The following is a 19,703-nucleotide window of genomic DNA, read 5'->3' on the forward strand; positions in this document are numbered from 1 at the left end:
GACCCGCTCAACCCACGGAGTCCGATGGCCGAGCACACCCGCACGTCCCCGGTGACCACCGCGATCAGCCACGCCGCCGAGACCGTGTCCGACGGCGCCCGCACGGTGGTGGCCCAGGCGGTGCGTCGGCTGCCCGCCGTCCGCAGGGCCCGCAGCCAGGGCGCCACCGCGGTGCTGGCCCGGGTGACCCGCGTCCAGGGCATCACCCCGGCGATGGCCCGGGTGACGTTCACCGCTCCGGAGTTCGCCGACTCCCGTCCGCTGGGCTCCGATCACTACGTGCGGCTGCTGCTCCCCCGGCCCGGCCAGGACGAGCTCGTGCTGCCCCGGACGGCCGAGTGGTACCCGGAACTGGTCGCGATGGCCCCCAAGGCCCGGCCCGTCCTGCGCAATTACACCGTACGGGAGGTGCGCCCCGAGGTCGCCGAGATGGACATCGACTTCGTGCGGCACGGCGACTCCGGCCCGGCCACCCGGTGGGTCAACCGGGCCGAGCCCGGCATGACGGTCGGCATCATCGACCAGGGGGTCATCCACGAGGTCGAGGCCGATCGGGCCGACTATTTGATCGTCGGGGACGAGACGGCGCTGCCGGCCGCCGCCGGCATCCTCGCCGCGCTGCCGTCCTCCGTGCGGGCCCGGGTGCTGCTGGAGGTGCCGAGCGAGAGCGACCGCCAGGAGCTACCCACCGCGGCCGACGCCGACGTCCGCTATCTGGTCCGGCCCGATGCGCACTGCCCGCCCGGCTCGCTGCTGCCCGGCGCGGTGGCCGGACTCGAGGTTCCCGCCGGGACGCGGTGCTGGGTATCCGGGGAGTCGGCGATGTCCACCCAGGTGCGGCGCTGCCTGGTCCGCCAGCACGGCGTACCCAAGGACGACGTGTGCTTCACCGGCTACTTCAAGTACGGGAGCCCCGCCTACGCGGAATGACTCCGAAGGGGGTTGACTCCGAACGACGAGAAAAGGCCCGTCCCCCGAGCATCTGCGGGGGGACGGGCCTTTTCTTTGCCGCGAGCCGAACGGTCAGTGGGCCGGCCGGCGGTGGTACTCGAAGAGCAGTCCGGCGACGGCCAGCAGGAGCAGGCCGATGCCGATGACCAGCATCCAGATGAGGAAGAAGGCCAGCGCGATGGCGGTGAACGCGGCCGACGCGGCCAGCGCGAGCGGCCAGTAGGAGCCCGGGGAGAAGAAGCCGATGTCCCCGGCACCGTCGGCGATGTCGGCGTCGTCGTTGTCCTCGGGGCGGGCCTCGTCGAGACGGCGCGAGGAGAACCGCAGGAAGGTGCCGATGATCAGGGTCAGGCCGAAGGTCAGGAACAGGGCCACCACCCCGACCGGCTCGGTGGACCACTGCAGCACGGCGTAGATGATCGCCGCGATGAGGAAGAACCCGGTCAACCCGAGGAACATCCAGGTCTCCACCAGCATGCCGCCCTTGGCGGCCTCCGGCTTCTCCTGACCCTCGCGATCACGTTCGTCGGTGTGCGTCGACATCAGTTCCCCCCGGCGATCGGCTGGGAGGCCTCCTGGGCCTGCCGGTTGGTGGTGAACGGGTAGGTCGACGTGGCGACCGGCGAGCACAGCTCACCGCAGTCCGGGAACTGCGTCTGCACCTGGCGGAGCGCCTCGGCGGCGGTGTATCCGTCGTTGGTGGCCGGGTTGACCTGCTGGCGCAGACCGATGTACGCGTCGTAAACGTCCTGCGGAACGGCCCGGACCTCGAAGTTCATGGCCGAGTGGTAGGTGCCGCACAGCTCGGCGCACCGGCCGACGAACGCACCCGTGCGGGTGATCGTCGTCTGGATGACGTTCTGCGTGTTGTTGGGCTCCGGATCCGGGAACACGTCGCGCTTGAAGACGTAGTCGATGACCCAGAACGAGTGGATGACGTCCCGGGAGGACAGCTCGTACTGGATGATCTGGCCGACCGGCAGCACCAGGACCGGCACCTCGGTGCTGGAGCCGATGGTGTGCACCTCCTGGCCGTCCGGGGCGGTGGTGCCCTGGTAGCCGAAGTCCCAGTTCCACTTGAAGCCGGTGACGTCGATGGTGACGGCCGGGTTCGGATCGCGCTTGAGCGCGAAGTTCTCGGTGGTGACGGTGAAGTAGAAGAGCACGCCGACCATGAGGAACGGGACGGCGGTGTAGATCAGCTCGAGGGGGAGGTTCTCCTTGGTCTGCTTCGGGTACAACGGGGAGTTCTTCCGCTTCCGGTAGGCGATGAACGCCCAGAACATCAGGCCCCACACCAGCACGCCGATGATCAGGGCGGAGATGACCGCACCCGTCCAGAACTGCCCCATGCGCGCGCCCTGCACGGTGACCGGATCGGGCCACCCGAAGCGCATGAACTCCTGCGTGGAGCAGCCGCTGATCAGCATCCCGCCGGTGGCGAGCGTCGCGGCCAGTGCGAGCCGCCGACCCTTTCCAGACCGTGCCACGTGCGTGCCTTCCTCGTCCTCGATCAAGCTGGTTCCCCCGGTCCGCCGCAGGGCCGGGGCCCGGACGGAGGTGAGGCGCCTGGGCGCCCCATGGGGAATATCTGAAGATTACAGCCCGGCGACCTCACCGACCCCTTCGGGCACACCCGGATCGCCGTCCGGTGCATGTCGAACGTCACCCCGGCGGTCGGTCCCGGCGGGTGCGGACCCGGTCGGCGTCGTTCCTGTCGGATACTGGCCCCGGCCGCCCGCAGGATGCACGCCGCAGGATCTGCCCGCGGCCGGGCGGTGCGGGACAGAGCCGAACAGTGCGGGACAGGGCCGGACGGCGCAGGACGAGACAGGGACGGTGGCCACGCGTGTGCGGACTGATGGGATTCGTCTCGGCGGACGGGACGGCCACGCAGCGGACCGCGCAGGTCGCCGCCGGTATGCGGTGTGCCCGCCACCGCGGCCCCGACGAAGCGGGCACCTGGACCGATGACGACGCCGCCGGCTCGGTGGTCTTCGGGTTCAACCGGTTGTCCATCATCGACATCGAGCACTCGCACCAGCCGTTGCGCTGGGGCCCGCCGGAGAGCCCGGATCGTTACGCACTCGTGTTCAACGGGGAGATCTACAACTACCTGGAGCTGCGCGCCGAGCTGACGGAGGAGTTCGGCACCGTCTTCGCGACCGAGGGGGACGGCGAGGCCATCGTCGCCGCCGTGCACCACTGGGGACCGCGCGCGGTGTCCCGACTGCGCGGCATGTTCGCCTTCCTCGTCTGGGACACCCAGGAGCAGGTCCTGTTCGGGGCCCGGGACCCGTTCGGCATCAAGCCGCTCTTCACCGCCCGGACGGCCGACGGCGTCGGCTTCTCCTCCGAGGCCAAGGGTCTCCGGGAGCTGACCGGTCCGGCCGTGGTAGACCAGCGGGCCCTGCAGCACTACCTGGTCCTGCAGTACGTCCCGGAGCCCGCGACGATGGACGTGGCGATCCGGCGCATCGAGTCGGGCACGCACTTCACCCTGCGACCGGGCGGCGACCTGGTGACCGAGCGGTACTTCCACCCGGTCTTCACCGGGGGGACCCGCGGTGGCGCGGAGGCGGAGCAGGCGGCCCTGGTCAAGCGGATCACCGCGGTCCTGGAGGACTCGGTGGCCAAGCACATGCGCGCCGACGTCACCGTCGGTTCGTTCCTGTCCGGTGGCATCGACTCCACCGCGATCGCGGCGCTGGCCAAGCGGTCGAACCCGGACCTGCTCACCTTCACCACCGGCTTCGAGCGCCAGGGGTACTCCGAGATCGACGTGGCCGCCGAGTCCGCGGCGGCGATCGGGGTACGGCACATCGTCCGCCCGGTCACCGAGGAGGAGTTCACCAGCGCCCTGCCGTCGATCGTCTGGTACCTGGACGATCCGGTGGCCGACCCGGCGCTGGTGCCGCTGTACTACGTGGCCGCCGAGGCCCGCCGGCACGTCAAGGTCGTGCTGTCCGGCGAGGGGGCCGACGAACTGTTCGGCGGGTACAACATCTACCGCGAGCCGGCCAGCCTGGCCCCGCTGACCCGGCTCCCGCAGGGACTGCGCCGCGGTCTGGCCTCGGTCGGGCGGGCCCTGCCCCAGGGGTTCCGCGGCCAGGACCTGCTGCGCCGCGGTGCGCTGGACCTGGAGGAGCGGTACTACGGCAACGCCCGCATCTTCCGGGAGGACCAGCTCGCCTCGGTGCTGCGCACCTACTCCCCCGGCCACTCGTTCCGCGACGTCACCGATCCGATCTACGCGCACACCACGGAGAACGATCCGGTGGCGCGGATGCAGCACGTCGACCTGTTCACCTGGCTGCGCGGGGACATCCTGGTCAAGGCGGACAAGATGACCATGGCCAACTCGCTCGAACTGCGGGTGCCGTTCCTGGACCCCGAGGTGTTCGAGGTCGCCCGCACCGTGCCGTCGTCGGCCAAGGTCACCAAGCAGACGACGAAACTGGCGCTGCGGCAGGCCATGGAGTCGATCGTGCCGGCGCACGTGCTCAACCGGCGCAAGCTGGGCTTCCCGGTGCCGCTGCGGCACTACCTCGCCGAGGGGTCGTACGACTGGGCGCGGGACATCATCACCTCCGCGCAGACCGACGAGTACCTGGACAGCGCCGCGGTGCTCGCCCTGCTGGACGCGCACCGGCGCGGCGAGGCCGACCACTCCCGGCGCATCTGGGCCGTGCTGGTGTTCATGGTCTGGCACGGCGTGTTCGTCACCGGCGCCATCACCCCGCGCATCCCCGAGCCGGTCTACCCGGTCCGGCTCTGACGGTGCCCCGGGGCCGGCCGCGGCCGGCCCCGGGACTTCCCGGCTCAGACCAGCGGGCTGCGGTTCATGTACCAGCCGTCGGTGCTGACCGCGCCGGACTCGGCGAGGTGCACGGCGGGCTCCGGCCAGGTCATCGCGGCGGCGATCTCGGCGGCGGCGTCCGACCCGTAGCCGTCGGCCAGGCGGACCTGGGCGGTCACCGGGTCGACGGTGTACTCCTGCGTGCCGATGGTCTCCAGCACCAGCGTCGCCAGGTACGAGCCGAGCTGGCCCGAACGCTCCTCGGAGAGCCCGCGGTGCTGCCCGGCGAGGTACCCCGCGCGGAACGCGTCGCCGACGCCGGTGGGGTCGACCTTCTCGACCTCGGGCAGGGCGGCGACCTTGAGCGTGCTGCCGTCCGCGTGCACGATCTCCACGCCGTGGGCGCCGAGGGTGGTCACCCGGGTGCCGGTCGTCGCGGTGATCTTCTCGGTGCTCCACCCGGTCTTGGACCGGAGCAGGCCGAGCTCGTAGTCGTTGGTGAAGAGCAGCGAGGCGCCGGTGAGCAGCTCGATCACCTGCGGCCCGTCCATCCGGGCGAGCTGCTGGGACGGGTCGGCGGCGAAGGTGATCCCGGCCGCCCGGGCGTTCTGCGAGTGGCGCACCATGCCGTCGGGGTCGTCCGCGCCGATGAGCAGCAGGTCGAGCCCACCCACCTCCTCCGACAGGGCGGCGACGTCGATCTCCCGGGACCGGGCCATCGCGCCGGCGTAGAAGGTGGCGATCTGGTTCATCTCGGCGTCGGTGGTGCACACGAACCGGGCGGTCTGCACGTCCATGCACGTCAGCACGTGGGAGCAGTCGACCCCGGCGGCGACGAGCCACTGCCGGTACGGGTCGAAGTCGGCACCCACGGCCCCGACGAGGATCGGCCGCACGCCCAGCAGACCCATGCCGTAACAGATGTTGGCGGCGACCCCGCCGCGGCGGATCACCAGGTCGTCGACGAGGAACGACAGCGACACGCGGTGCAGCTGGTCGGGCAGCAGTTGCTCGCTGAACCGACCCGGGAACTGCATCAGGTGGTCGGTGGCGATGGATCCGGCGACAGCGATCGGCACGGGCACACTCCGGGTCTGGGACTGGTGGGGACCGCGCGCTCGGGCCGGGGGCCGAGACGAGCCGACCCCGGACAGCACAGAGCGCTGCCCTCGCCGATGGTCGCCCGACCGGAAGAGAACAGCGCCGCCGACCCTACCCGCCACACGCGCGAGCGGCCGCCGTCCCGGACCCCGGCAGGGGCCCGGCACGACGGCCGCTCGAGCTCAGCGTGTGCGGGTCAGTGGAACGAGTCGCCGCAGGCGCAGGAGTTCTGCGCGTTCGGGTTGTCGATCGTGAAGCCCTGCTTCTCGATGGTGTCGACGAAGTCGATGACGGCGCCGTCCAGGTAGGGCTTGGACATGCGGTCCACGGCCAGGCCGATGCCGTCGAAGTGCACGAGGGCGTCGCCGTCGAGCTGGCGATCGTCGAAGAACAGCTCGTAGCGCAGGCCCGAGCAGCCGCCGGGCTGCACGGCGATGCGCAGCACCATGTCGGCACTGCCGTCGCGCTCGAGGAGTCCCTTGGCCTTCGCGGCCGCGGTCTCGGACAGGGTCACGCCGTGCGCGGCCTTGACCGGCTCGGCGGCAGCCTGCTCGGTGGAGGTCTGCTGGATGTCAGCGGCAGTCATATCCGTCCTTCGTCCTGATGGTTCCGGCTGATGCGGCGTCACCGCCCATGGTGCCAGTTCGATGATGGCACGGGCAGGTACGCGTGCGACCCGGGTCGCCCCGGTTGTGACGTACAACCCCGCGGGCGGGGAGATTCTTCCCCGGGTCAGGACCCGGGTCCGCCCGTGGCCGTCCCCCCGTCGTCCGGGCCGGTCCGCAACCGCCGCCACCGCAGCGCCAGGGCGATCTCGACCGCGTCCGGGAAACGGGTCGGGTGGCGGCCGGTGAGCTGGTGGATGCGGTGGAGCCGGTGGCTGACCGTGTTGACGTGGAGGAAGAGTTCGCGGGCCGTGACGGACTGGGACAGGTGGTGGGCGAGCAGCACCTCGAGCGTCTCGACCAGGTACGGATACCGGGCCAGCGGATCGAGCACGGCCCGGGTCAGGGCGTCGGCGGCACCCGGGTGGGCGTCCACGAGCACGTCGACGAGCACGTCGCGATGGTCGACCAGGGTGACCGGATCACCGGGGTCCGCGGACCGGGCCACCCGCATCGCATCCTGCGCCTGGCGGCAGGAGGAACCGGCCTCGCCCAGGGTGCGGCAGGGGTCGCCGACCCCGCCCAGGACGGGGCCACCCGGTCGGGCGCCGGAGAACAGGGTGCGCACCGCATCCCGGGCGCGGTCCTCGTCGCCGGCGACGGAGACCAGGATGAGCAGCACCCGGTCGGTCTCGCCGAAGAGCACGTGGGAGATCCCGGATCCGCCCAGCCCGGCGGCCCGCCGCCGCAGGGACACCTGCAGGGCCGTGAGCGACGACCGCTCGGTGCTGCGGACCGCTGCGGCTATCCACACTCCCCCGGGATCCAGGTCCAACGCCCGCACCCACTGCTCGAGACGTGCCGCGCCCACATCGATCCCGCCGGCCAGGGCGGTGACGACCTCGTTCTCCACCCGCCGCCGCTCGACCTCGATGGCACTGGAGGTGTCCCGGTAGGCGTTGATCATCGCGTCGGTCAGGTCGTCGAACGTGGTGATGACCAGATCCGTGACGCCCTCGGCCTCGGCGACGGGCCAACGGCGCGACTGGTGCAGGACGTCCAGCACGATCACCCGCTCGGTCTGCCGGTAGGCCTGGATGATCGACTCCAGCGGCACCCCCTGACCCGCCCGGCGGGCGCCCAGGTCGCGCGCGCCGCCCAGTTCGGCGGGCAACGGCCCGGTCCCGCGCTGCAGCACCCGCACGGCGAGCTCCAGGTTGCCGCGCACCGACGGCTCGAGCTCGGCGTACGGGAACCGGTCCTGGCTGTACCCCGGGTAGACGTTCCACATCCGGGCGGCGGCCCGGGCCGTGAGCGCGTCGAGATCGGCGGTGAACGGACGACGTCGTTGTGGGACCACCACAACACCGTAGGGGTCAGTACGGGGGTCGTCCCGGGATGACGGGGGGATCCCCCCAGTGCCAGCCTGGGCGGGTCGCCGGCGACGAGCGCCGACGACGACGCCGGGCACAGAAGGGCCAACGATGGTCGACACCTCCGCACAGGGCACCGCCGTTCGGGACATCACCGAGCTGGAAGCCGCACTGACCGTCCCGACGCCGGAGGTGATCGAGGACGTCGCCAAGCTGACCGGCGACATCGTCGTCCTCGGTGTGGGCGGCAAGGTCGGCCCGAGCGTGGCCGGCATGGCCGCCCGGGCGGTGGCCGAGGCCGGCACCGGAGCGACGGTGTACGGGGTGGCCCGCTTCTCCGATCCCGCGGCCCGCCGCACCCTGGAGGACCTCGGGGTGGTGTGCGTCGCCGCCGACCTCACCGACGACGACCAGCTGGCCGCGCTGCCCGAGGCGGCGAACGTCATCTACATGGCGGGCAACAAGTTCGGCACCGTCGGCAACGAGCACCACACCTGGATGATGAACGCCTACCTGCCGGGTCGGGTGGCGCAGCGCTACAGCACGGCCCGCATCGTGGTGTTCTCCACGCTGGTCACCTACCCGCTGGCCGATGCGTCCACCGGTGGCTCCCGGGAGTCCGACTGGCCCGGCATCGTCGGCGAGTACGCCGCGTCCTGCGTGGGTCGCGAGCGCATGTTCGAGCACTTCTCCCGGATCAACGGGACTCCGGTGCTGCAGTTCCGGCTCGGCTACTCCATCGAGACCCGCTACGGCGTCCTGCAGGAGATCGCCCAGGCCGTGTTCGACGGCACGCCGATCCCGCTGGCCATGGGCCACGCCAGCGTCATCTGGCAGCGCGACGTCGCTGCCGCCGCGATCCGCTCGCTGCACCTGGCCACCAGTCCGCCGCGGGCGCTGAACATCACCGGCCCGGAGATCGTCTCGATCCGGCGGCTGGCCGAGCGTTTCGGCGACCTGTTCGACCGGGAACCGGTGTTCGAGGGCACGGAGTCCGGCACGGCCTACGTGATGGACGGCGGGGAGATGCAGCGCCACTTCGGGTTCCCGACGACCTCGCTCAGCGAGATGGTCGAGACCGTCGGCGCGTGGGTGTCCCGTTCCGGCCCGACGATCGGCAAGCCGACCAAGTTCCAGCAGCGGGACGGGTCGTTCTGATGACGGCCCTGCAGCCGTCGCTCATGCCGTCCGCGCCCGGCGCGTCCCAGCCCCTGGAGTCGCTCACCGGCGGCGGCACGATGATCAACTGGATCACCGTCGCCGATGCCGATCTGCCGCTGTTCGAGGACTGGTACAACTTCCAGCACCTCGTCGAGCGGGTGTCCACGCCCGGCTTCCGGCGGGCCCGCCGGTTCGTCGCCGCCCAGCGGCGCACCCTCGACACCACCGATTTCCTCACCGTCTACGAGACCGACGACGTGCAGGTGCTCTCGTCGCCGGAGTACCTGCGGCGCCTGGATTCGCCGACCGAGCTGACCCGCCGGGTGGTGCCCCTGTTCGTCGAGTTCCGGCGGGCCGCCTGCACGGTGACGGCCGTCGCCGGGCTCGGATCGAGCGCCCGGGTCCTGGCCGTCGAGATCCCGCCGGGCACCGACCTGGCCGAGGTGCGCCGCCGACTGACGACCGACCACCTCCCCCGGCTGATCGCCGGTCACCTGCTGCACGTGGGGTCCCTGCACGAACCGGACGCCGGGGTGACCGCGGCGAAGGCGTCCACCGCCGAGGGACGGTCCTCGGTGACCCAGCAGCCGGCCGAGTCGGCCCTGCTGCTGCTGGAGCCGCAGACCGGTGTGGACGCGGACACCGTCACCGCCGAGCTGGTCGACCTCCTCCCGGGGATCACCGGCCGGGAATTCACCCTGCTCTTCGAGATGCGTTCGGCCCCGGCACCTGTCGCGGCCCAGGAAGGACCCGCATGAGGATCGCCACCATCAGGGGCCGGCTCGCCCTGCTCGGCACGGACGGACCCGTCGACGTCGCCGAGGCCAGCGACGGCCGGTTCGGCCCCGACCCGCAGTCGGTGTTCGCGGACTGGCCGGCCTTCCGGGAGTGGGCGGGGACCGCCCGCGGGCAGGTGCTGACCCACACCCCCGAGGAGGTCGGCCCGCCGGTCCCCCGCCCGCCGCAGGTCTTCGCCATCGGCCTGAACTACGTGCGGCACGCGCACGAGTCCGGCCTGCCCGTCCCCACCACCCCCCTGGTCTTCACCAAGTTCCCCAGTGCGATCACCGGCCCCTCGGGCGAGATCACCCTGTCCGGCGACACCGTCGACTGGGAGGTCGAGCTGGTGGTCGTGATCGGCCGGGAGGCGCGCGACGTCGACGAGGCGCACGCCTGGGACCACGTCGCCGGGCTCACCGCCGGCCAGGACCTGTCCGACCGCACGGTGCAGAACGCGGGATCCCCGCCGCAGTTCAGCATGGGGAAGTCGTTCCGCGGCTTCGCCCCCATCGGACCGGTCCTGGTCACCGTGGACGAGTTCACCGATCCCGACGACCTGCGGGTGAGCACGGTGGTCGACGGGGTGACCCGGCAGGACTCGCGGACCTCGGACCTGGTGTTCACCATCCCCCAGCTGATCGCCCGCCTGTCCGCGGCGGTCACCCTGCTGCCCGGCGACCTGATCTTCACCGGCACCCCCGAGGGCGTCGGGCTCGGCATGAAGCCACCGGTCTACCTCCGGGCCGGGCAGGTGCTCGAGACCACGATCGAAGGCATCGGCACCATGCGCCACACCCTGGTCGACCGTCCGACCGCCACCGACCCCCACCGACCCTGAGGCCATGAGATGAACAGTGCGACAGAGCGGTCCACGACACCGGTCACGGCGGCCACGGCCTACACCCCCCGCCAGCGCCACCTGATCCTCACCTTCGCCATCATCGGCGCGCTGATCGAGTGCATGGAGCTGAACCTGCTCAGCTTCCCGCTCCGCGACCTGGCGACCTCCTTCGGCGTGGAGAACCAGACCATCGTCGGGATCATCACCCTGCAGAGCCTGGCCTCCATCGGCGGCGGGTTCCTGTTCGGCTGGATCGCCGACCGGTGGGGCCGGCGCATCACCTTCGTCCTGTTCACCGGGCTGTACTCGGTGGCCGCGGTCGTCGGCGGGTTCATCACCGATCTCGGGCTGTTCACCGCGACCCGGGTCGTCGCCGGGCTCGCGATGGGCGGGGCGTTCGGGGTCATCTTCGCGATGTTCTCCGAGAGCTGGAAGTCCCCGAAGCGCGGCTTCATGGGGTCGGTCCTGCAGGGGATGTTCATCGCCGGGACGCTGATCACCCAGCTCGTCCTGTTCACCACCATCTCCCTGCTGGGCTCGGACAGCGGGTGGCGCACCGGGTTCGTCGGCATCGGCGTCGGCTGCCTGATCGTGGCCGGCGCGGCGTTCTTCCTGCTGCCCGAGTCCACGGTGTGGCAGGCCGCCCGCGCGGCGACCGTCAGCACCGCCGCCGCGGTCGCCGCGGGCGAGGAGACCAAGGCCGTCCGGACCCGCCCGGACGCCCGGATCGTGCGGGGGGCCATCTTCCTGACCATCTGCACCACCGGTGTCTTCGCGGCCAGCTACTCCTACATCACCTTCGCGCCGACCTTCCTGCGCGCCGAGGGCTTCAGCCTCTCCACGTCCACGGTGATCCTCACCGTCGGGACCCTGCTCGGGATCGCGTCGTACATCGTGGCCGGCACCCTGTCCGACCGGGTCGGCCGGCGCCGCGCCACGCTGGGTGCGTGCCTGGTCGGTGTGGTCGGGTTCGGCCTGTTCGCCCTCATCGGCGGGGGCAACGTGTGGGTCGCGGCCGTCGCCCTGATGGGACCGGCCATCGGTTACGCCGGCTTCGGTGTGCTGGGCACCTGGATCTCGGAGTACTACCCGACGCGCTACCGGGCCTTCGGCTCCGGGGTCACCTACTACGTGGCCCGCGGCATCGGCTCGGGCCTGTTCCCGTTGGCGGCGATCGCGATCGCCGGTGGCGACCTGCGGATCGCGCTGGCGCTGGGCGGGGTCGGCGCCGTGCTCGGTCTCGTCGGCTGCCTGTTCGTGCCGGACACCGCCAACAAGGTGATCAGTGCCGAGGCCTGAGCCGCGCCGTCGCCCGACGGCCCACTGCACTGCACCGAACCCACTCGACAGAAGGGTGCGACCCGCATGACCACGTCCACCGGCACCCGCTCGACCGACACCTCCATGCTGGCCGCCGTTCTCGAGGCACCCGACCGACCACTGGAGCTGCTCCGGATCCCCCGGCCGGTCCCCCGGCAGGGCGAGGCGCTGGTGGCCGTCACCGCCTGCGGGGTCTGCCACACGGATCTGCACGTCATGCGCGGGGAGGTCGCCTTCCCCACCCCGGCGGTGCTGGGACACGAGATCTCCGGCACCGTCGCCGAACTCGGCCCGGACACCCCCACGGGCGAGCTGACCGTGGGCCGGGAGGTGGTGGGGGCGTTCATCATGCCGTGCGGGACGTGCCCGGCGTGCCTGCGGGGCCGGGACGACATGTGCGGTCCGTTCTTCGCGATGAACCGGCTGAACGGGACCCTGTACGACGGTCAGACCCGCCTGCACCGGGCCGACGGGCGCCCCCTGGCCATGTACTCGATGGCCGGGTTCGCCGAGTACGCCGTGGTGCCGGTGACCGCGCTGACCCCGGTGCCGGCCGGGTTGGACCTGGAGTCCGCCGCGATCCTGGGCTGCGCCGGGATGACCGCGTACGGGGCCGTGCACAACGCCGCGCGCCTGCAGGCCGGGGAGAGTGTCGCGGTGGTGGCGGTCGGCGGGGTGGGGTCCAGCATCGTGCAGCTGGCCCGGGCCGCCGGCGCCGCGACCGTCATCGCGGTGGACGTCGGTGCGGACAAGCTGGCCGCGGCCGGACGCCTCGGGGCCGACCACCTGGTCGACTCGCGCACGGTCGATCCGGTCGCCGCGGTGCGGGAACTGACCGGGGGCCGCGGGGCCGACGTCGTGTTCGAGGCATTGGGGCTGCCGCAGACGTTCCAGCAAGCCGTGGGCATGGTCGCCGACGGCGGGCGGATGGTCGCCGTCGGCATCGGGTCGGGTGCGGCCGCGGCCAGCATCCCGATCACCCATCTGGTCCGCCGGGGCCTGCAGGTCATCGGGTCCTTCGGCGCCCGCACCCGGGTGGACCTGCCGGCGGTGGTCGCGAGCACGACGGCAGGGTCGCTGTCCCTCCCCGAGACCGTCACCCGCCGGTATCCGCTGACCGCCGTGAACGAGGCCTTCGCCGATCTGGCCGCCGGTCGGATCCAGGGTCGTGCCGTGATCACCATGGCCGGCCTTCCCTGAACCGGACGGGCGGTTCCCTGCCCCCGCTCGTCCGCACCGACCGCCCCGCTCACCGGTCGGAGTGGACCACCTCGTAGTGCTTCATCTCCTGGATGGCACCGAAGTAGGGACGGACGGCGGCGAAGAACTCGGCGAAGCGGGCCGAGGTGCGGAAGCCCTGCTCGTGACCGGCGAGGGAGTCCCAGGTGATCCGGACGACCCAGTTCTCGGGGTGTTCCACGCCGCGGGCGATCTCCCAGCTCGCACAGTGCTCGTCGGCGTCGAGCACCCGCGCGGCGCGGGCGTACGCGTCGGCGAACTCGGCGCCGTGCTCGGTGGGGATGCGGTAGCGGATGTACTCCAGGATCACGCTGACCAGCTCCTGTGGGTGTCGGCGGGACGCGGACCGCGCGGGCGGGCAGTCGTCGGGCGGTCAGGTGCCACCCCCGAGCAGCGTCGTCCACCGTCAAGGGCTCCGCAACAGCCGTCCTGGTGCGGCACCCCGATCAGCGTGCGCATAGATTCGACCGGGGCGGATCGGCCCCGTCGACCGATACCCTGGTCGGTGTGAGTCTGCTGCGTCGCAAGTCCGAGCCCGAAGCCGCGCCCGTCGTCGAGACGGCGGTGGTGGAGCCGACCGTCGGCAAGGGTCGGCCGACCCCGAAGAGGCGTGAGGCCGAGGGTCGGCGTGGGCCGGTCCCGCCCCCGCCGATGACGCAGCGCGAGGCGATGAAGCGGTCGAAGGTCAACACCGCGGGCCGCAAGCTCACCAAGGACGAGCGCCGCGCGCTGGCGGCCGAGCGCCGCGAGAAGATGATGGCCGGTGACGACCGCTTCGTCCTGCCGCGCGACCGGGGGCCGGTGCGCGCGTACGTCCGCGACCTGGTCGACGCCCGGCGCAACGTTGCTGGCTTGGTGCTGCCGTTCGCGCTGCTGTCCTTCGTCGTCATCCTGATCCCGAACGCCCTGGTCTCCATCTACGGGCCGATGCTGCTGTTCATCGCGCTGCTGGTGGCGATCCTGGACTTCGTGTTCTTCTCCAAGAAGATGGCCCGCCTCGTCGAGGCGAAGTTCCCCAAGGGTGATCCGGCGGGCCTGTCGACCAAGGGCCGTGCGCTCGGGTTCTACGGGTTCAACCGGGCGATCCTCTTCCGCAAGATGCGGGCCCCCCGCCCCCGGGTGGTCCCCGGCCAGACCATCGACTGATCCACCGTGTCGGCACCTCGTGAGCAGCCCGAGCGGCGTCCGCCCGCTTCCGTGCGGGACACTTTGGTCGCGTGCTACTTCGACCCGGACGGTCGACTGCTGACCATGCCGGCCAAGCAGTCGCGGCAGGCCGTCGTCCTGGACGCGATCGCCCAGCGCTTCGTCCCCGGCGTCCACTACCTGGAGTCCGAGGTGAACCGCGAGCTCATCGCGCTGTACCCGGACTTCGTGAGCCTGCGCCGGGCACTCGTCGATTTCGGCCTGCTCGACCGGGCCGACGGCCGCTACTGGCGCAGCGGTGGCACCGTCGACCTGGGTTCCGACTGAGCCGTTCCCGAGCGCGTTGCCGGGGTCAGCCCGGACGACGGATCCAGAACGGCGCGAGACCCGGCCGAGGGGCGCGCCTGAGATGCTCTGCCGATGAGCGCCTCGACCGGGATGGAACCACCGAGTCGCGCGCAGGTCCGTGCGTGGTGGCAGGACGTCGAGACCGGCCGCTGCATGCGGTGGGAAGCCTCGGACTGGGCGCTCGCCCACCTGGAGGACGGACAGGCCGACGAAGAACTCGTCATCCAGGGCCTGCTGTACCTGCAGGCCCTCACCCTGGTGCCGGTGCCGGGCCGAGACCAGCTCGCTCACTCCCGGGTTCCGGGCGCCCCTTCCTTCGACTCCCTGGCTGAGGTGGGTGTGGCTCTGACGAAGTGGGAGGCGCAGCTCCGCGAGTACGACGCGGACCCCGACGCCTGGATGCGGGGCTACTTCCGCCGGATGATCAGCGATCACGCCGGCTGGCGCGGTGGGGACGCGGCTCGCCGGTTCGCCCGCAAGCTGGTCAGGGCTGGACATCTCACCACCGAGGACGTGGAGCAGGCGCTCGGAGAACACCGGCATCGAGAGGAGGACGAGGCGCCACCACCCGCCCCCCGGTCGGTCGTCGACCTGGACTGAGCCGCACACCACTCGGCCCACCCGACCGGCCGCCGGTCCCTCCACTGCGCTACGCCCGCAGGGGCCGAGTCGCGACCTGCTGGCTACGCAGGCCCGGGACACGAGCGAGCTGCTCGCGGCTTGCCAGGGAGGCATCGATGGAGAGCAGGGACAGCAGACGGAGCGGGCGACCGGTCTGAGCTGCGGCTTGCAATTTGTGGTGCCCATCCAGCAGGAAGTGGGTGAGCCCCCAGTGTTCGTAGTAGTCCTCGCTCCGCCCGTCGACGGCGGGGGCGCAGACGTCGAGCGTCGACACCGCGACTGCGGTGGGTGTCGAGGACGTGAATAGCCGGGCAGCGTGCTCGGCCACGACGGCCTTGTCGCTCCACGCGGGAGGCAGCATCGGTACGACGAATTCGTAGAGGTGAGCCTGGTGGGTGACCGTGGTCTGGAAGGTTCGGTAGTAGGCGGTCCGGGAGTATTCGGGCAGCCCCCAGAACGAGTCGACACCCCAGGTGGCGACCTGCTCCTCGGCGAAGTAGTCCCCGGGGCCGGCCGGCAGCCGCATCTGCGGCTCGATGCTCGTCAGGATCGGTAGGTAGTCCCCCTCGGGGAGCAGCATCGAGAAGGCGTCGATGACTTCGTCGTCGAGTTCGTCCAGTCCTGCCGTCAGACGCTCCGTCAGCGCAGGCAGCGACAGCGTGTCGTTCGCGCCCTCGAGCCGTTGGAAGAGGAACTGGCAGGTGCCGCACCAGAAGCTGAGCTCGTAGGCCGGCTTGTCGTCCAGGGACAGCACTCGCCTGCCTGCCCACGTCCCCGGTTTGCGGGGCTCTGCGCCGAAGGACACACGCGGGGAAGTCCCACCGAGGCGACGGGCGGGACCGGCAGCGATCAGCACACCACGACGGTAGCTTCGCTCCGACAAGTCCAGGCTGGTGGACGCCTGAGGACCTTCGTGACGCGAGCGGAGATCCGACACTTCGGCTGGGACCAATGATCTCCCGACCGTGCGGCGGACCGGCCCGTCAACCTCCTCATCGGCGTGGGGCCCATGGCGTCCCCGGCGAAGAGACTTTTCAGATCACCGTCCGCACACCGCACACACCGACGTTCCTCCTGGATCGTGACGGCATCGTCGTCGGCCGCCACCCGCTGATCCTCGACGACATCCACCCCGCCGCCTTGATCGCGCGACCTGCCTGAACCTCGCCACCGAGATCGGCCGCCTCGGCTGGTGGGAGGTCGAGGACCGACCCTTCGCCTGTCACCATCAGCACGTGTCGGTCACCGGGGGTCAGATCAGCTTCACAGCGCTGAGCACGGTCGCGACGGCTGCGGCCTTGACCCGGGCCGTGGGGGGCAGGTCACCGCTGCCGCTGGATCACCGGTGCGTCCTGCGAACCGCACTTCAGACCTCGATGCGTCGCGACCTCAGACGGTCCTCGACCTGTGCGGCCGTCGCGTCGTATCCGGTGGCCCTGCGCCCGGACCAGTTCACGCCCACGAGCAACTGATCCCTGTCCAGACCCGGCAGCCAGCGCTCCCGCCACTCCCCCACGGTGATCTCGACGACCCGGAACAGCCGGTAAGCCGGGACGACCCGGCACACCCGCTCGGCGCGGGAGCGGGTCGACCAGAACGGCATGGCCCGCCGGCCATCGGAGTTCTCCGGGGCGGGGAAGCCGTCGTCGTCCTGGATGGTGAACACCAGCCCCGAACGGGCCGTCTCCGAGAGGCATCCGCCTGCGCACCACTGACAGACATGTCATCCGCTCCGGCTCGGGCAATACTGACGTCCACATACCGAACGCAGGGACGTCGGACCGTGTGAGCCCCCACCGAGGGAGGCCGCTGAGATCCCTTGCCGACCCAGCCAGCCGACCGGCCGATCCGTCCAGCTACAGGGACAGGTACCGGCGCAACTCCTGCGGGGTGACCTGGCGGCGGTACGCCTCCCACTCGGCGCGCTTGTTCCGGAGGAAGAAGTCGAAGACGTGCTCGCCGAGGGTCTCGGCGATGAGGTCGGAGCTCTCCATGATGGACAACGCCTGCTCCAGCGAGGTGGGCAGCCGCTGGTAGCCCAGGGCCCGCCGCTCCCCCTCGGACATCGACCAGACGTCGTCCTCGGCCGGGGCCGGGAGTTCGTAGTTCTCCCGGATGCCCTTGAGTCCGGCCGCGATGACGCTGGCGAACATCAGGTACGGGTTGCAGGCGGAGTCCGGCAGGCGGAACTCCAGTCGCTGGCTGGACGCCTTGCCGGGCGAGTAGTTCGGGACGCGCACCATGGCCGAACGGTTGGCCTGACCCCAGGACGCGGTGGTGGGGGCCTCGTCACCGACGACCAGCCGCTTGTAGGAGTTCACCCACTGGCAGGACACCGCGGTGATCTCCGGGGCGTGCCGCAGGACGCCGGCCAGGAACGCCTTGCCGGTGGCCGACATCTGGTACTGGTCGTCGGGGTCGTAGAAGGCGTTCCGTTCCCCGTCGAACAGCGAGAAGTGCGTGTGCATGGCCGATCCGGGCTGGTCGACGAACGGCTTGGGCATGAACGAGGCCCGCACGCCCTGGGTGATCGCCACCTCCTTGACCACGTACCGGAACGACATGATGTTGTCGGCCATGGTCAGCGCGTCGGCGAAGCGGAGGTCGATCTCCTGCTGGCCGGGCGCGCCCTCGTGGTGGGAGAACTCCACCGAGATGCCCATCGACTCCAGGCTCTCGATCGCCCGGCGACGAAAATGCGGCGCGGCGTCGTGCGAGGCCTGGTCGAAGAAGCCGCCCTGGTCGGCGGGCTCGGGGGCCGAGCCGTCGTCGGGCAGGGTCTTCAGCAGGAAGAACTCGATCTCCGGGTGCACGTAGCAGGTGAAGCCCATGGACGCGGCCTCGCCCATCACCCGGCGGAGCACGTGCCGCGGGTCGGCCCAGGACGGCGTGCCGTCGGGCATGGTGATGTCGCAGAACATCCGGGCGGAGTAGACGCGCCCCTGGTCCGCCTCCCACGGCAGCACCTGGAAGGTGGCCGGATCGGGCTTGGCCACCATGTCGGACTCGAAGACCCGGGCGAAGCCCTCGATCGCGGATCCGTCGAAGCCGATGCCCTCGTTGAAGGCGCCCTCCAGTTCGGCCGGGGCCACCACCATGGACTTGAGATAGCCCAGGACATCGGTGAACCACAGGCGCACGAACCTGATGTCGCGCTCTTCGAGGGTACGCAGGACGAACTGCTGCTGACGGTCCATCCCCACAGCCTAGGGACGTCCGGCGCGCTCGTCGTTGCCGCCCTCCCGGGCGCGTCGTGCGACGCGGCCCGGGGACCCCCGGCGGCCGGACCGGAACGGGACGAGCGGGGTCGGGGAACGACCGGTGCCGTAGGTTGGCCCGATGCCTCCCACCCCCGCTGACCGGCCCGAATCCGGGCTGCCCGGTCGGCGGGCGCGGGTCAGCGCGTGCGCGGCGGTGGTGACGACGGACGGTGCCGTCCTGCAGGTCGACGACCCGGCGGCCGAGCTCGACGGGGTCCACCTGGAACCCGGGTGGTCCGCCGCCGACCCGACCCCGGAGTTCGTGTTCAGCGGTGGACGCTGGGTCCTGCGGCTGCCGCGCCCCCCCGCCTGGCGGCTGGAGTACCGCACGGTGCTGCGCCACCACGACGGCACCCGCTCCACCCTCGACGCGCCGACGGAACTGCACTTCCCCGACTACCGGTCGCCGGCGTGGCTGGACACCCCGGACACCGGGACCCTGCGTGCGGTGCCGACCCCGGCCGGGCGGTTGGCCGCACCGGTGCCGACCCGCCTGTGGTCGCCGGCAGGACTGTCTTCGAGCGCCCCCGCTCCCCTGCTCGTCGTGCACGACGGATCCGATCTCGCCGAGCGCGGTGCACTGCTGCGCTGGGCCGCGCACCTCTACCGACCGATCCGGGTCGCCCTGCTCGACGCCGCGCCCGGCCACCGCGAGGAGTGGTACGCCGCCGACCCGGACTACGCCGACCACCTGGCCGAGGTGGTCCTGCCGGCCATCGGCGCGCGGGTGCTCACCGGGTCGGTCGTCGGACTCGGCGCCAGTCTCGGCGCGGTCGCCCTGCTCGCGACCCAACGGCAGCACCCGGCGTCGTTCTCCGCGCTGGCCCTGCAGTCCGGGTCGTTCTTCACCCCCGACCTCGACCCCCAGGAGAGCGATTTCCGGTTCTTCGGGCAGATCACCGCGTTCGTCCGGCGGACGGCGGCCGGGCCGGATCTCTCCCGGGCCGCACCCCGCCCGGTGCCCGTCCTGCTCACCTGCGGCGCCGTCGAGGAGAACCTGGCCAACAACCGGGCGATGGCCGCGGTGCTCACCCGCCAGGGCCACCCGGTGGACCTCCGGATCGTGCCCGACGCCCATTCGGTCGTCGGCTGGCGGGACGCCTGGTCGCCCGGCCTGGAGAATCTTCTGCAGAAGGTGGACCGATGACCCGGACAGCA

At 71.3% G+C, this 19,703-nt stretch carries 20 protein-coding genes; 11 read left to right on the forward strand and 9 right to left on the reverse strand.

Annotated features, from left to right (window positions below; genetic code table 11):
* Positions 1–24 precede the first annotated feature (24 nt).
* On the forward strand, positions 25–930 hold the full coding sequence (locus J2S58_RS04085; protein ID WP_205256173.1) for a siderophore-interacting protein: 906 nt from the start codon (positions 25–27) through the stop codon (positions 928–930).
* A 93-nt stretch (positions 931–1,023) separates the two neighbouring features.
* Here the strand turns inward: J2S58_RS04085 and J2S58_RS04090 are convergent, their stop codons facing one another.
* Both J2S58_RS04090 and ctaC read right to left on the reverse strand, forming a co-directional pair.
* Positions 1,024–1,428, reverse strand: coding sequence for an aa3-type cytochrome oxidase subunit IV (locus tag J2S58_RS04090; RefSeq protein ID WP_205256417.1), 405 nt, complete (start codon positions 1,426–1,428; stop codon positions 1,024–1,026).
* Between the two features lie 65 nt (positions 1,429–1,493).
* Complete coding sequence (gene ctaC / locus J2S58_RS04095) at positions 1,494–2,441, reverse strand: aa3-type cytochrome oxidase subunit II (RefSeq protein WP_306826355.1); 948 nt, start codon at positions 2,439–2,441, stop codon at positions 1,494–1,496.
* A gap of 359 nt (positions 2,442–2,800) precedes the next feature.
* Here ctaC and asnB point away from each other — a divergent pair, with 359 nt between their 5' ends.
* Positions 2,801–4,729, forward strand: coding sequence for an asparagine synthase (glutamine-hydrolyzing) (gene asnB, locus J2S58_RS04100; RefSeq protein WP_344470180.1), 1,929 nt, complete (start codon positions 2,801–2,803; stop codon positions 4,727–4,729).
* A gap of 44 nt (positions 4,730–4,773) precedes the next feature.
* Here the strand turns inward: asnB and J2S58_RS04105 are convergent, their stop codons facing one another.
* The 3 genes from J2S58_RS04105 to J2S58_RS04115 form a co-directional block, all read right to left on the reverse strand.
* Entirely contained in the window at positions 4,774–5,829 is a 1,056-nt protein-coding gene (locus tag J2S58_RS04105) for a carbohydrate kinase family protein (RefSeq protein ID WP_205256171.1), read from the reverse strand.
* A gap of 218 nt (positions 5,830–6,047) precedes the next feature.
* Complete coding sequence (locus tag J2S58_RS04110; RefSeq protein ID WP_240188667.1) at positions 6,048–6,437, reverse strand: HesB/IscA family protein; 390 nt, start codon at positions 6,435–6,437, stop codon at positions 6,048–6,050.
* A 146-nt stretch (positions 6,438–6,583) separates the two neighbouring features.
* Positions 6,584–7,816: a PucR family transcriptional regulator gene (locus J2S58_RS04115; RefSeq protein ID WP_205256170.1), complete on the reverse strand. Its 1,233-nt coding sequence runs from the start codon at positions 7,814–7,816 to the stop codon at positions 6,584–6,586.
* Positions 7,817–7,940: 124 nt separating this feature from the next.
* On the opposite strand from J2S58_RS04115, the gene J2S58_RS04120 reads away from it, so the two are divergent.
* The 5 genes from J2S58_RS04120 (at position 7,941) to J2S58_RS04140 (ending at position 13,131) form a co-directional block, all read left to right on the forward strand.
* A complete protein-coding gene (locus J2S58_RS04120; protein WP_205256169.1) occupies positions 7,941–8,987 on the forward strand; it encodes an NAD-dependent epimerase/dehydratase family protein in 1,047 nt (348 codons plus the stop codon).
* The gene (locus tag J2S58_RS04125; RefSeq protein ID WP_205256168.1) at positions 8,987–9,748 is read left to right on the forward strand and encodes a hypothetical protein; all 762 of its coding nucleotides are present in this window, start codon (positions 8,987–8,989) and stop codon (positions 9,746–9,748) included. The genes J2S58_RS04120 and J2S58_RS04125 overlap by 1 nt, the downstream gene beginning before the upstream one ends.
* Positions 9,745–10,608 (forward strand): fumarylacetoacetate hydrolase family protein, encoded by an 864-nt coding sequence (locus J2S58_RS04130; RefSeq protein WP_205256167.1) that lies wholly within the window; start codon positions 9,745–9,747, stop codon positions 10,606–10,608. Before J2S58_RS04125 ends, J2S58_RS04130 begins: the two co-directional genes overlap by 4 nt.
* 9 nt (positions 10,609–10,617) lie before the next feature.
* Complete coding sequence (locus J2S58_RS04135) at positions 10,618–11,910, forward strand: MFS transporter (protein ID WP_205256166.1); 1,293 nt, start codon at positions 10,618–10,620, stop codon at positions 11,908–11,910.
* 66 nt (positions 11,911–11,976) lie between these two features.
* Entirely contained in the window at positions 11,977–13,131 is a 1,155-nt protein-coding gene (locus J2S58_RS04140; protein ID WP_205256165.1) for a zinc-binding dehydrogenase, read from the forward strand.
* A 49-nt stretch (positions 13,132–13,180) separates the two neighbouring features.
* Here J2S58_RS04140 and J2S58_RS04145 read toward each other — a convergent pair whose 3' ends face one another.
* Positions 13,181–13,480, reverse strand: coding sequence for an antibiotic biosynthesis monooxygenase family protein (locus J2S58_RS04145; RefSeq protein ID WP_205256164.1), 300 nt, complete (start codon positions 13,478–13,480; stop codon positions 13,181–13,183).
* A 197-nt stretch (positions 13,481–13,677) separates the two neighbouring features.
* Here J2S58_RS04145 and J2S58_RS04150 point away from each other — a divergent pair, with 197 nt between their 5' ends.
* The 3 genes from J2S58_RS04150 (at position 13,678) to J2S58_RS04160 (ending at position 15,264) form a co-directional block, all read left to right on the forward strand.
* Complete coding sequence (locus J2S58_RS04150) at positions 13,678–14,316, forward strand: DUF3043 domain-containing protein (protein ID WP_205256163.1); 639 nt, start codon at positions 13,678–13,680, stop codon at positions 14,314–14,316.
* A 6-nt stretch (positions 14,317–14,322) separates the two neighbouring features.
* Positions 14,323–14,643 (forward strand): DUF2087 domain-containing protein, encoded by a 321-nt coding sequence (locus J2S58_RS04155; RefSeq protein ID WP_205256162.1) that lies wholly within the window; start codon positions 14,323–14,325, stop codon positions 14,641–14,643.
* A gap of 93 nt (positions 14,644–14,736) precedes the next feature.
* Positions 14,737–15,264, forward strand: coding sequence for a hypothetical protein (locus tag J2S58_RS04160; protein WP_205256161.1), 528 nt, complete (start codon positions 14,737–14,739; stop codon positions 15,262–15,264).
* Between the two features lie 49 nt (positions 15,265–15,313).
* Here J2S58_RS04160 and J2S58_RS04165 read toward each other — a convergent pair whose 3' ends face one another.
* The 3 genes from J2S58_RS04165 to glnA all read right to left on the reverse strand — a co-directional run bounded on the left by J2S58_RS04165 (position 15,314) and on the right by glnA (position 18,482).
* On the reverse strand, positions 15,314–16,039 hold the full coding sequence (locus J2S58_RS04165; protein ID WP_205256160.1) for a hypothetical protein: 726 nt from the start codon (positions 16,037–16,039) through the stop codon (positions 15,314–15,316).
* 612 nt (positions 16,040–16,651) lie between these two features.
* On the reverse strand, positions 16,652–16,951 hold the full coding sequence (locus J2S58_RS04170; protein WP_205256159.1) for a DUF2750 domain-containing protein: 300 nt from the start codon (positions 16,949–16,951) through the stop codon (positions 16,652–16,654).
* A 190-nt stretch (positions 16,952–17,141) separates the two neighbouring features.
* Positions 17,142–18,482 (reverse strand): type I glutamate--ammonia ligase, encoded by a 1,341-nt coding sequence (glnA, locus tag J2S58_RS04175; RefSeq protein ID WP_205256158.1) that lies wholly within the window; start codon positions 18,480–18,482, stop codon positions 17,142–17,144.
* 142 nt (positions 18,483–18,624) lie between these two features.
* Between glnA and J2S58_RS04180 the strand changes: the two genes are divergently transcribed.
* A complete protein-coding gene (locus J2S58_RS04180) occupies positions 18,625–19,692 on the forward strand; it encodes an alpha/beta hydrolase (protein WP_205256157.1) in 1,068 nt (355 codons plus the stop codon).
* Positions 19,693–19,703 lie beyond the last annotated feature (11 nt).

The organism is Nakamurella flavida (assembly GCF_030811475.1).
Taxonomy (GTDB): Bacteria; Actinomycetota; Actinomycetes; order Mycobacteriales; family Nakamurellaceae; genus Nakamurella; species Nakamurella flavida.

Excerpts from the sequence above, each read along its gene's own strand:
- J2S58_RS04090 (WP_205256417.1), bottom strand. The coding sequence starts at position 1,428 with ATGCTGGTGGAGACCTGGATGTTCCTCGGGTTGACCGGGTTCTTCCTC.
- J2S58_RS04120 (WP_205256169.1), top strand. The coding sequence starts at position 7,941 with ATGGTCGACACCTCCGCACAGGGCACCGCCGTTCGGGACATCACCGAG.
- J2S58_RS04180 (WP_205256157.1), top strand. The coding sequence starts at position 18,625 with ATGCCTCCCACCCCCGCTGACCGGCCCGAATCCGGGCTGCCCGGTCGG.
- J2S58_RS04130 (WP_205256167.1), top strand. The coding sequence starts at position 9,745 with ATGAGGATCGCCACCATCAGGGGCCGGCTCGCCCTGCTCGGCACGGAC.
- J2S58_RS04125 (WP_205256168.1), top strand. The coding sequence starts at position 8,987 with ATGACGGCCCTGCAGCCGTCGCTCATGCCGTCCGCGCCCGGCGCGTCC.
- J2S58_RS04140 (WP_205256165.1), top strand. The coding sequence starts at position 11,977 with ATGACCACGTCCACCGGCACCCGCTCGACCGACACCTCCATGCTGGCC.
- J2S58_RS04085 (WP_205256173.1), top strand. The coding sequence starts at position 25 with ATGGCCGAGCACACCCGCACGTCCCCGGTGACCACCGCGATCAGCCAC.
- J2S58_RS04135 (WP_205256166.1), top strand. The coding sequence starts at position 10,618 with ATGAACAGTGCGACAGAGCGGTCCACGACACCGGTCACGGCGGCCACG.
- glnA (WP_205256158.1), bottom strand. The coding sequence starts at position 18,482 with ATGGACCGTCAGCAGCAGTTCGTCCTGCGTACCCTCGAAGAGCGCGAC.
- J2S58_RS04110 (WP_240188667.1), bottom strand. The coding sequence starts at position 6,437 with ATGACTGCCGCTGACATCCAGCAGACCTCCACCGAGCAGGCTGCCGCC.
- J2S58_RS04160 (WP_205256161.1), top strand. The coding sequence starts at position 14,737 with ATGAGCGCCTCGACCGGGATGGAACCACCGAGTCGCGCGCAGGTCCGT.